Origin of the sequence: Ktedonobacter robiniae, assembly GCF_016587375.1 — a bacterium.
GTDB lineage: Bacteria > Chloroflexota > Ktedonobacteria > Ktedonobacterales > Ktedonobacteraceae > Ktedonobacter > Ktedonobacter robiniae.
In genome coordinates, this window is the sequence record NZ_BNJG01000002.1 from 651,445 (window position 1) to 661,718 (window position 10,274).

Genomic DNA, 10,274 nt, shown 5'->3' on the forward strand with positions numbered 1-10,274 from the left:
TTTTGTGCATAGTACGGCATTGATGAACTTGTACCACTTCAATGCTGCACCACGCACCATCCTTTCAAATGGGAAGCTCTGGCAAAGCGATTTATGAGTGGATGTCAGTAGAAGTAATATATCGACATTCTTTCTCGTGTGCGTAGCTCAACAACCGTTCTCCAGAGGCACAGGCGAATATCTTGAGGGGCAGGCGTTAGGGCTATTTCATGCTCCCTGAACTCTCTAACCATGTTGCCCCTGAAACCACAAACGTTGGAAATGGCCCATCATGACCTCATTCTTAGTGATGAAAGACGCTTCTGGAAGGGATGATATCACCGCCTCCCAATATATCTAAAAGCAACCAAACAGTAATTTCCGAAGTGGACAAGAGCCCACAATGTTGGGATTTACATAGCAGTCCCCGTGAGGCATGTGAAGCGCTCAAATAGCTTCTCATGCTCATCTCTCTCAGAGAGAACGAGAAGAGCGCTCATCGTCGCCAGTACGTCTCTAACCAGGAAGCCCGGCGCATAAGCAGAGGAGAGAGACCGTCTATGCTGTGATGGAAGACACGCATCATGCCAGGGAGAGACGAGCAAAATAATCGATGGCAAACTGGCGGAATTGCAGTGTCGCCATCGAGAGGCGATGATCGGTCAGCCAGGAAAGTCCAATTGTACGCTGACACGTTGGCTCTGAAATCGGCATTAGGATAACGGCTGGATCGACTAATCCTTGCCAGGAAATCGCTGGCGCAAAAGCGATGCCTTGCTCCGCTCTGAGCAATCCTCGGATCGTCGAAGGATCATCACTTTCAAAAACGATCCTGGGACGAAACCCAGCCTGCTGGCAGAAACTATCGGTCAGTTCACGCCAGCCGTTCCCTGGCTGCATGATGATAAAGGCTTCCTGGGCAACCTCCTGCAGCCGAAGCTGGGAGCGCTGGGCCAACGGGTGGCCCGAGGGAAAAGCAAGCCAGATATCCTCAGTCAGCAGGGAAACGCTGGTGATGTCCGGTTGTTGGATTGGAGGAGAGGAAATACACAGGTCACATGTTCCCCTGGCAAGGTGCTGCGCCAGGCTGGTGACGGTATTGGTCTGATGCCCCGAGAGCAAAAAATGAACGCCCGGGTGATCTTTGCGAAAGGCGCTGAGCAGGTCTGGAAGCAGGTGGGTTGCCGCATACATCGCGAGCCCAATCTGTCCTTGCCTGCCATCCGCAAGATCGTTCAGGTCACGCCTGCCCTGCTCCAGTTCCTCAAAGATCCGCTCAACGCGCTGGACATACGCTCGACCAAAGTGATTCAGGCGAATGTTTCGCCCCAGACGATCAAATAAAGGCACGCCCAACTCTTCCTCCAGGCGAGCAATGGTCTGGCTAAGAGGGGGTTGAGCAATCCCCAACTCATCTGCTGCACGAGTCATGTGCTCCAGGCGTGCAACGGTCAGGAAATATTTGAGCTGCAAGAGTTCCACCGTTTCTCTTCTTTCTAATACCGTCTAATATATGATAGCGATATCATATTATATATTGGACAGTATGAAAAGGATGGTATATGCTTTTCAAGAAAAACACACGATGCAGTATGAAGGGAACGGTTTATGCTTGTGCTCCTGAGTTTATGGAAAGAGGTATCCGAATAAATACTCTTGCATAACTCTGTTTGTGGTTTATGGTGGTCTACGTGATCTCGGGCCTGGACCTGTACCCTCTCAAGTGTATCTGAAAGTGATGATAAATTCTATGTTCTTCTCTTTCTTACAGCCACCTACTAAGCGTGCACGGAACGCGACCCATGCGCATATTCGCCTTGATACCGCCGCCTGGCAGAACGGCGTGCGCATGACTATTATTGGCGTGGTACCTATTCTCATTGGCGTGCTCACTGCTAATCTCGCGTTAAGCACTATGGTCCTCCTTAGCGCGTTGAGCGTCTCTTTCGCGGATGTGGGTGGGGCGTATCATAACCGTGCCATATCCATGCTCACCGCAGCTGTCTTCATGACCGTTACGGCCCTGGTTGCGACCATCACAGGGGGTAATCCCTGGCTGGTAACGCTCGTCATGTTCGCCTGGGCCTTTTTCGGTAGTATGGTTGGTCTCTATGGCAGTCTGCCGGGTAAAGTCGGCTTCTCCGCCAATTTAGTCTTCATTCTCGTTATGGGTCAGCCCGCGAGCATAGAAGTAGCCTGGGTACGCATGATCGCCTTTATCATTGGCGCTGCCTGGTCTATGGCAATATCTCTCTGTCCCTGGCCTTTCCGCCGCTTTCTCCCTGCACGCCAGGCTGTAGGCGGATACTATCAGGCGGGGAGTGCTCTGCTACGTAAGGTCTGTCATATAGAACTGGGGCAGCATTGGAATGAGGAAGTCAAGCAGGAACGGGCACGCTTGCGGGAGGCCTACGATAAGGCGCACCGGATCGTTGCTGACCGGCGCTCTCAAGGCTCGGGCGCTCATCCTTTCAATTACCTCCTGTTGATGCTCATCCTCAGGGCCGATTCTATAATGGAAGCCGTGATTGCCCTCTTCGAAGAACTGGCGGTGTCACGCACTTATAACTATCATCGAGGCGAGCAGTCGGCGTTTGTAATGGAACAGTGTGCGGCGCTCCTTGAACAGCTGGCATACGCTATCGCAGGCAAGAAACACGCTCTCCGGCCAGAAACCCTGGAGCACTCTCTGTATGCCATTGAAACGCAGGAGTATGCCCTGCGCGCTTCACTTCCACAACTGGAGAAAGACTATTACGCGTTCGCCAACACGCGCAAGCTGGAGCCCCAACCCGAACCCCAGCACTCGTTAGTCCATGAGTGGCTCTCATTACGTCTCGTCAACACGCGCAACCTGGCAAATCTGCTCGAACGTATGAGCGAGCTTATCCGCGAGACGCGTGATCTTCTCATGCAATCGGACGGCCAGGAGATCTTGCAGGGAATGCTTCAGACTGAGGCAACAAGCAAAAGCAATTTCTCCTGGAAGGCGCTTTATGCCGTTGTGCGGGAACGTGTCTTGCTCTTCAAAGACAATCTGACACTGCGCTCATTTATCTTGCGTCATGCCCTGCGCCTAGCGGCTATCTTAGCCGTTGCGGTGGCTATCGCCAAACTGTTGAACATCCCCGATGGTAGTTGGATTGGTATGAACATCCTCTTTATCCTGAGGCCTGATTATGGCTCGACGCGCAAGCAAACAGTTCAAAGGATTCTCGGAACCGTCATTGGCGCAATCCTGGCGATGTTGCTGATAACCGCCCTGCACATAAATTTTCTCACTTTCCCAATAGCCGCCCTGCACATAAATTTTCTCACTTTCCCAATAGCCGCCCTGCACATAAATTTTCTTATTTTTCCAGTGTTGATCGTCGTGTCTTTCTTCTGCTTTATGTACCAGGACAACAATAATACTCTCTTCATTCTGCTTTTCACTACCTTCCTTATTATAATGTTCAGTTTGGTCATGCCGGGAAACGGGTTGGTACCCTTCATTCGCATCGCCACTGCGCTGGTTGGTGGCAGTATGGGCATCCTGGCGAGCTATCTCTTCTGGCCTCTGTGGGAGCATAAGCGTCTTCCCCAGCAAATGGGACGCACCATCCTGGCCAACCAGACATACATTGCCAGCGTTCTCGCGGCCTATATAGCTGGCGGTAACAAGAAGGACAAACTGGAAGCGGTGCGGCGGGCAAGCAAAGACGCGCACGTGCAGAACGTGAACGCGGCAGCGGCTTTCCAGCGCATGCTGAACGAACAAAAGGCCAGTGAGAATGAAATTGAGCGCTTCCAGATGCTCGTCACGTATAACCAGCGTATCTGTGATAGTGTCACCACGCTCGCGGCTCACATTTCGACCCGGCCCGAGCATGGCGAGTTTCATCAACTCGAACGTTTTCGCCAGCAAATGAAGTGGGTGCTGCGCGACGTCGAGGATGCAACCCGTACCGGGCAACGCATTAGCATCAATCCTCCACTTAAGGAGATGCTGCGCGAGGTGCTAGTCACACTCCGATATATGCTTGCTACTTACCCGGCAAACAACCAAACAACAGGAGGGAGAGATGGCGCGACGAGCATAAAGCGTATTTAGTCACTCTTGAAGAAATGCTTCTTACTGAAAAGATGGTAGGACCCTGCTAAGATAGTGTTGGCGAATTGGTTTTCTAAGGCGGCTCACGGAAATAACCTGATCAACCCTCATGGGGGTTGAGGGTATAGTTCCACTCTCCATGAAAAGATGCTTGAACCAGACGAAGAGCCGCCAATTCGTCATCAGTGACCTTGAGACCAGTTGGATAGGCACGTTCACGTTGGTGTGCTCTCTTTTCGCCTGCCATTCTGCTCCGTTATTCTTGAAGGTCCCAAGCAACTCTTTTTTCTTGCAATCCACGGAAAGAATCGGCTCTGCGCGCTGTTCAAACTGCTCGCACTGAGCTTTGATCTGCGCAAATTGGGCATCACGATCCTCATGTGAGGTGCCTTCCAGATTCTTCTTGTTGGTTGCCAGTCGGTAGCCCAGCCTCAGGAGCAGATCACGCACCGCGGTGTCAGCAACTTCTGATACCATTCGGTCTGCCCAAAGAGCGGGTGACACCGGGAGGGGATCTCCGTCTACCTTTCGCGTTGTTGACGCGAGGTGCACCTCAGATTCACCCTCGGGGACTCCCTTTTGCTTTGTTTCCCTTAGTGTATCAGATCCTTCCTGTTCTCTAAACATACAAGGTGCGCCGTTTACAAGCACTCTTCCTACCTGCTAACTGGTGAAAGTGAGGAAAAGGCTTGAAAAGGTCTTGTCAACTTATCGAAAGAGTGGAAGAGGTTACAAAAAAGAAGCAGAAGAGGAGGAGTGGGCCATGCAGCGTTATGCCGCAGTTTTTGTTTTGGTTACCTCATTCCAGGTCTGGAATCGGGTCTGTAACATGGCATGGTATTCCCCAGCACTCAGACGGTGTCTTCGCGGTTGAAAATGTCCCGAGATTGGGCCGAAGGCGGAAAGAAAGTGTTGTGCCTGTTTTGCTGATGTGAAACGCCGCATTTTCTTCTCTCGCAACCGTGTGGGTTGGTGCGAATTTTCTGCCCGATTGTTCAAGCCTTTGAATGTTTCGCCCCAGACGGTCAAATAAAGGCACCCCCAACTCTTCCTCTAGGCGGGCAATGGTCTGGCTGAGAGGTGGTTGGGCAATTCCCAATTCCTCCGCTGCGCGGGTCATGTGCTCCAATCGTGCAACGGTCAGGAAATATTTGAGCTGCAAGAGTTCCACCGTTTCTCTCCTTTTTCATACCATTTAACATATGATATAGATATTATAACATATATTGGACAATATTAGAAAACGATGGTATGTTCTTCTCAAGAGAAACAAACTTAGAACGTCTCTTCGTCAATTACAGTGCACATGCTCAGTAGCGTGCCAGAAAGAAGCTCTAAATGACATTCGATCGCTCTTCTGAACTTCGATTCGAAACAATACCGCTCAACTTCGGAGGCGGAAAGATTCCAGCTCTCGGCTTTGGCACATTGATCCCGGACGCGACCGAGACAAGACGTGCGACCAGAAGCGCCTTGGAAGTCGGATTTCGACACTTTGATTGTGCCGAACGATATGGGAATGAGCGAGAGGTAGGCGAAGCATTGCAGGCAAAACTCAAAGCTGGCGGAATCACGCGGGAGGATCTTTTTATCACCACAAAGCTATGGAATACCAACCATCGTCCGGAGCGTGTTGAGCGGGCGTTTGAGGCGAGTCGGAACAGGCTCGGAATCAGTTTCATAGATCTCTACCTCATTCACACTCCATTTGCGTTTCGACCGGGGGACGACTATGACCCACGGGATGAACATGGCAATATCCTTTACGACGAAGGCGTGAGTCTCATCGACACCTGGCGGGCGATGGAAAGTCTCGTTGACGATGGCAAGTGCGGAGCCATTGGATTGTCTGATATCCGTCTCCAAGAACTCGTGCGCATTTACAATTCTGCGAGGATTAAACCTGCCGTTGTTCAGGTTGAATCGCATCCTTATTTTCCACAAGCAGAGTTGTTGGAATTCTGCAAACAGAAGGGCATTGTGTTCTTGGCATTTGCTCCCTTAGGTCATGGAACAAGGCCGGGCCCTCTCGATGACCCGGCAATTTTGGCAATCGCAAAGGAAGTCAACCAAACCCCAGCACAGATTCTGCTCGCCTGGGCAATCCAACGTGGCACGGCAGTTCTCACTACTGCGAAGACACCAGCCCACGCTCAGGAAAACTTCAACATCCGCGCTATTCCAAAGACCGCTTTTGACAAGATCAACCAAATCCAAACTAGACAGAGACTCAATGCGGTAGTGGAGACCGGGATTCCGGGTTTCATTCCGAAGCGAAGCTGAACGCCCATCGAACTGGCGAGCCTTTGATTGGTACCAGAGGTGCTGATGATCTGCTATGGAATTTCCATAGAATGCTTATCCAGGGCTTTCCAGCACTCATCAGACTATATGTTTCGACATCACAAGCCCGACGTACGGGCTACGAAGGAGGAGGTTCAGTATGGTTATTGGCAGCAGTGGGCCTGTGACTGGGGCAACTGGCAGAGTGGCATTGGTGACAGGGGCCAGCAGCGGAATCGGTGCGGCCACCGCGCGCCTTCTGGCCGCGCGAGGGATGCGCGTGGTGGTCAACTACCTCCACAGCAGCACGGCAGCCGAGGAGGTCGTAGCCGGCATCAAGGCCGCAGGCGGCCAGGCCATGGCCGTGCAGACTGACGTGCGCGAGGTAGCTGCGGTCGAGAGCATGATCAAGCAGGTTCAGGTGGCATGGGGTGGCATCGACGTACTTGTGCACAGCGCGCTCACCCCGTATGTGATCAAGCCGTTCCAGGACATGACGTGGGAAGAACTGGGTGGCAAGCTCGACGACGAGATGCGTGCGGCGTTCACGGTCACCAAAGCCGTTCTGCCCGCCATGACTGAACAGGGCTGGGGACGCATCATCTATCTCAGCACTGGCCTCAGCCGCCAGCCTCGGGAGGGTATGATCGCACTGGGCACGGCCAAGGCCGCATTGACGCAGTTCGCGCGGTACCTTGCCCAGGAACTGGGCCCGCGGGGCATCACGGTCAATGTCGTCGAGCCCGGCCCGGTGGGGGACACCCGCAGCACAGCGGATGTGCTCGACGAGGAGCACAAGCGGCAGTTGGTGGCTACTATCCCCCTAGGCCGTCTGGCATACCCGGGCGACGTCGCTCAAGCGGTTGCCTTCTATGCCAGCGAGGACAATTCCTTCATGACCGGCACCACGGCCGCGCTCAACGGCGGGATGTCCATGTGGTAACGCCCCGCTGTCTTCTGCACACGGAGCGATACCGTCCCGGTCCGACCAACGGTTGGACCGCATCCTGCCCACCGTCACCTCAGCACCATGGGCCGCAGCAGCCGGGCCCGCGCGTGCCGCGGGCCCATAGCGGTGACACAATCAAGGAAAAAGGAGAAACGTTCATGTACACAATCGATCTCGCCTACGTCGGGCGGGGCATGCACGAGGAACTGGTCGCCTACATCGCCGACCAGCAGGGGTACTATGCCGACGAGGGTGTCCACGTCGCGCTGCGCGACGGCTGCTCCTGGAACGACGAGCGGCTGCGCCACTGCGCTACTATTGGGCTCGGCCGGACACTGCTGTCCCGACTGGCCGATGGCATCCCCTGGGTCGCACTCACTGTCAACACCCAGCGCCCGCTGTTCTGGTTCCTCGCCCGCCCCGGCCTGACCTCCCTGGCCGACCTGGCTGGCCAACGGTTGGCGGTACATCCCCCCCACACCCCACCCGGATGCTTTGCCCGGATCGTGCTGCGCCGGGCTGGCCTCGACCCGGACCGCGACATCCAGACTATTGTCCGCGCGCCCGGCGACTACGGCATGGACCTGCGCTGGCTGCGTGAAGGCAGGATCGACGCCGCTTTTGTTGGTAGCACCATGGCACCAGAGGCGATAGCCGCCGAGTACGGCTGGAATATGCTGGCCTGGGTCGGCGATCACTTCCAGATTCCTACTGTAGGCGTGGTCGTCGACCCCACCTACATCCAACCGGACGACCTCGCAGTCCAGGCCGTCGTACGAGCCCACCGGCGCGCCTTGCAGGTGATCCACAACGAACCCGACACCACAGTGCGGTACATACAGACGTTCCTCGGTCGACACACCGCCGACGAAGTGCGAGCCCACTACGAGCGGTTCATCGCACCGTACTACACCACCGACGGCCAGGTTGACCTCGCCATCGGCGCCACCGCGATCACCGCGGTCGCCGCCGAACTCGGCGTCCCTGCCACCTTCACCGCAGCCGAGTTCTACCGCACCGCAACCACCACACACTAGGGCTGTGTTGCAATTGACCACTCAGGATGGGGTAGCGCTAAGCTGGTTGTCTAAAGGCGGCAGAGGAGCGGGTATCAAGTGCAAAAGGATCATTGAGTTCTTGTTTTGTACCGTTGTGAAAGGAAAGAGTTCTATGTCGCTTGCGAACACTCTTGGCCGTGGCCTGTTGGCCAATATGTTTATTCAAAATGGTTTCGGCGCCTTTTTAGAGCCAGATAGTCGTGCCAAAAAGGTTGAGGCTGCTGGTCTTCCTCAAGCTCGTCAGTCTGTAATCCTGAATGGCGCCCTTATGGTCCTTGGTGGCACTCTGCTGGCCGCCAACATTGCCCCTAAGCTGTCTGCTGGTGTTCTGGCGGCTTGTCTGATTCCTACGACCTTTGTTGGCCATCCTTACTGGAAAGAAGAGAATCCTGCAGCAAAAGCTAATCAAAAGATTCATTTCTTCAAAAATCTTGCCATGCTTGGTGGTCTCCTCGTTGTTATTGGAGGAGAGGGCGTTTCTTAACTTGACTTGATGCAACCTATGAGGAGTTTATTTCTCCACGTAGCCATCTCTTGAATCAGAGCCCGGAACTGCGCGACTGCCAACTCCCCAGAGAGCGTCATCGTCGGTGCTGGTATCAGGTATCAATACCGGCGGTGACGCTCTACAGGGGCACTCTTCCCTGGCATTCTCCTCGGTCTGTTTCTCCCTGCTTTGTGTCTCTTCTTATCCATCGCACAATCGCACGTGCTCCTCTTGATGGACCTTGCACGTACCTGCGGCCACACACTTCCTATCGCCTCAGTAAACTCGACTTGATAGTTTGGGAGTGAGCCTGGGAAGAGGCTTCGCGGCTTCGCGTTGTTTTTCGGTTCCATTCATACTCAAGGGCCTACACCATCCTGTCGTGTCTGCGTCCTTATCGCAGCTAATGGGTCATTAGCTGCGATAGCTTGCTCTGTTCGGGCCAAAACGTTATACTGGTCTCGCACGGGGAGACCATGCCGATGATCCCCAGAATCCGCATTAGGTGCGATAGCAGATGGAGCGACCTGATACTTTGGAAACACCGACCCTGGCCGACGCGTTTGCACAGTTTCTTGATAGTGCATCCTTTGCGCGGCGCACGCGGGAAAGTTATACCGATGACCTGGCACCACTGCTTACACAGTATGGTCACGCGCCCGTGTCTGTACTCACCACAGAGGTCATCCAGGCGTACCTCGCCCGGCAGGAGCCGCTTGCTCCAACGACCTACAATCGGCGGCTCGCAGCCCTGCGCAGTTTTCTGAACTTTTTGGATGCGCAGGGATGGCAAACCAATGAACTCCTTGCAGGCGTTGAACGGAAACCGGAGCGGGCACGAGAAACGCGTGCTCTCGACGCAGGGCGTGTGGAGTCGGTGCTGCGTCAGATTGCCGACCCGCGCGACCGGGCATTCTTCTGGCTCATCTATGATGGTGGCCTGCGGTGTCAGGAGGCACTTGCGATTGATATTGACGATATTTCCTGGTTGGATCGCTCGATCCTCATTCATGGCAAAGGGGGATACCAGCGCGAGATGTTTTTCTCCCGTGCGGTTGGGACACTCCTGGACAAATATCTGACTACGCGCGGCGGCCCGACCACAGGACCGCTCTTCGTGACCCATCGCAAAGCACGGCTCCCTCGACGCGCTGATCTCACGCCTGACGGCTATGCGCGCCTCTCGTACCGCCAGGCTGACACCCTCTGGAAACAGTATACGCCGGACTGGGATCTCCACCAACTGCGCCACACAGCTATCAGTGTCAGAGCTGCCCACGATTATACCGAAGTGGACCTCAAACGCTTTAGTGGTCATACCACCTTGCGCAGCCTGGAGCGCTACATCGCGGACAACCGTGAGGCAGCCAAACGCAAAGCCCGCGAGTGGGAACGCCGCCATCGTGAGATCTGACCGTTGCTCAT

Annotated in this window: 7 protein-coding genes and 3 pseudogenes; 6 read left to right on the forward strand and 4 right to left on the reverse strand. The window is 54.5% G+C overall.

Annotated features, from left to right (window positions below):
• Positions 1 to 561: 561 nt before the first annotated feature.
• Positions 562 to 1,461, reverse strand: a complete 900-nt coding sequence (locus JMJ04_RS23360) for a LysR family transcriptional regulator (protein WP_201372854.1) — start codon at positions 1,459 to 1,461, stop codon at positions 562 to 564.
• A 268-nt stretch (positions 1,462 to 1,729) separates the two neighbouring features.
• Here JMJ04_RS23360 and JMJ04_RS23365 point away from each other — a divergent pair, with 268 nt between their 5' ends.
• Positions 1,730 to 4,072 carry an FUSC family protein gene (locus tag JMJ04_RS23365; protein ID WP_201372855.1) on the forward strand — a complete coding sequence of 781 codons (2,343 nt, stop codon included), beginning with the start codon at positions 1,730 to 1,732 and terminating at the stop codon, positions 4,070 to 4,072.
• A gap of 210 nt (positions 4,073 to 4,282) precedes the next feature.
• Here JMJ04_RS23365 and JMJ04_RS49485 read toward each other — a convergent pair.
• The 3 pseudogenes from JMJ04_RS49485 to JMJ04_RS23385 all read right to left on the reverse strand — a co-directional run.
• Positions 4,283 to 4,555, reverse strand: a pseudogene (locus JMJ04_RS49485) (ISAzo13-like element transposase-related protein); the annotation flags it as partial.
• Between the two features lie 288 nt (positions 4,556 to 4,843).
• Positions 4,844 to 5,077, reverse strand: a pseudogene (locus tag JMJ04_RS23380) (IS6 family transposase); the annotation flags it as partial.
• A pseudogene (locus JMJ04_RS23385) lies at positions 5,049 to 5,243 on the reverse strand (LysR family transcriptional regulator); the annotation flags it as partial. The pseudogenes JMJ04_RS23385 and JMJ04_RS23380, both read right to left, overlap by 29 nt.
• Positions 5,244 to 5,410: 167 nt before the next feature.
• Here JMJ04_RS23385 and JMJ04_RS23390 point away from each other — a divergent pair.
• The 5 genes from JMJ04_RS23390 (at position 5,411) to JMJ04_RS23410 (ending at position 10,263) form a co-directional block, all read left to right on the forward strand.
• Positions 5,411 to 6,355, forward strand: a complete 945-nt coding sequence (locus JMJ04_RS23390) for an aldo/keto reductase (protein ID WP_201372856.1) — start codon at positions 5,411 to 5,413, stop codon at positions 6,353 to 6,355.
• Positions 6,356 to 6,539: 184 nt separating this feature from the next.
• Entirely contained in the window at positions 6,540 to 7,298 is a 759-nt protein-coding gene (locus tag JMJ04_RS23395) for an SDR family NAD(P)-dependent oxidoreductase (protein WP_201374473.1), read from the forward strand.
• 164 nt (positions 7,299 to 7,462) lie between these two features.
• Positions 7,463 to 8,341, forward strand: a complete 879-nt coding sequence (locus JMJ04_RS23400; RefSeq protein WP_201372857.1) for an ABC transporter substrate-binding protein — start codon at positions 7,463 to 7,465, stop codon at positions 8,339 to 8,341.
• Positions 8,342 to 8,474: 133 nt separating this feature from the next.
• Positions 8,475 to 8,846 carry a DoxX family protein gene (locus tag JMJ04_RS23405; protein WP_201372858.1) on the forward strand — a complete coding sequence of 124 codons (372 nt, stop codon included), beginning with the start codon at positions 8,475 to 8,477 and terminating at the stop codon, positions 8,844 to 8,846.
• Between the two features lie 538 nt (positions 8,847 to 9,384).
• A complete protein-coding gene (locus JMJ04_RS23410) occupies positions 9,385 to 10,263 on the forward strand; it encodes a tyrosine-type recombinase/integrase (protein WP_201372859.1) in 879 nt (292 codons plus the stop codon).
• Positions 10,264 to 10,274: the final 11 nt, after the last annotated feature.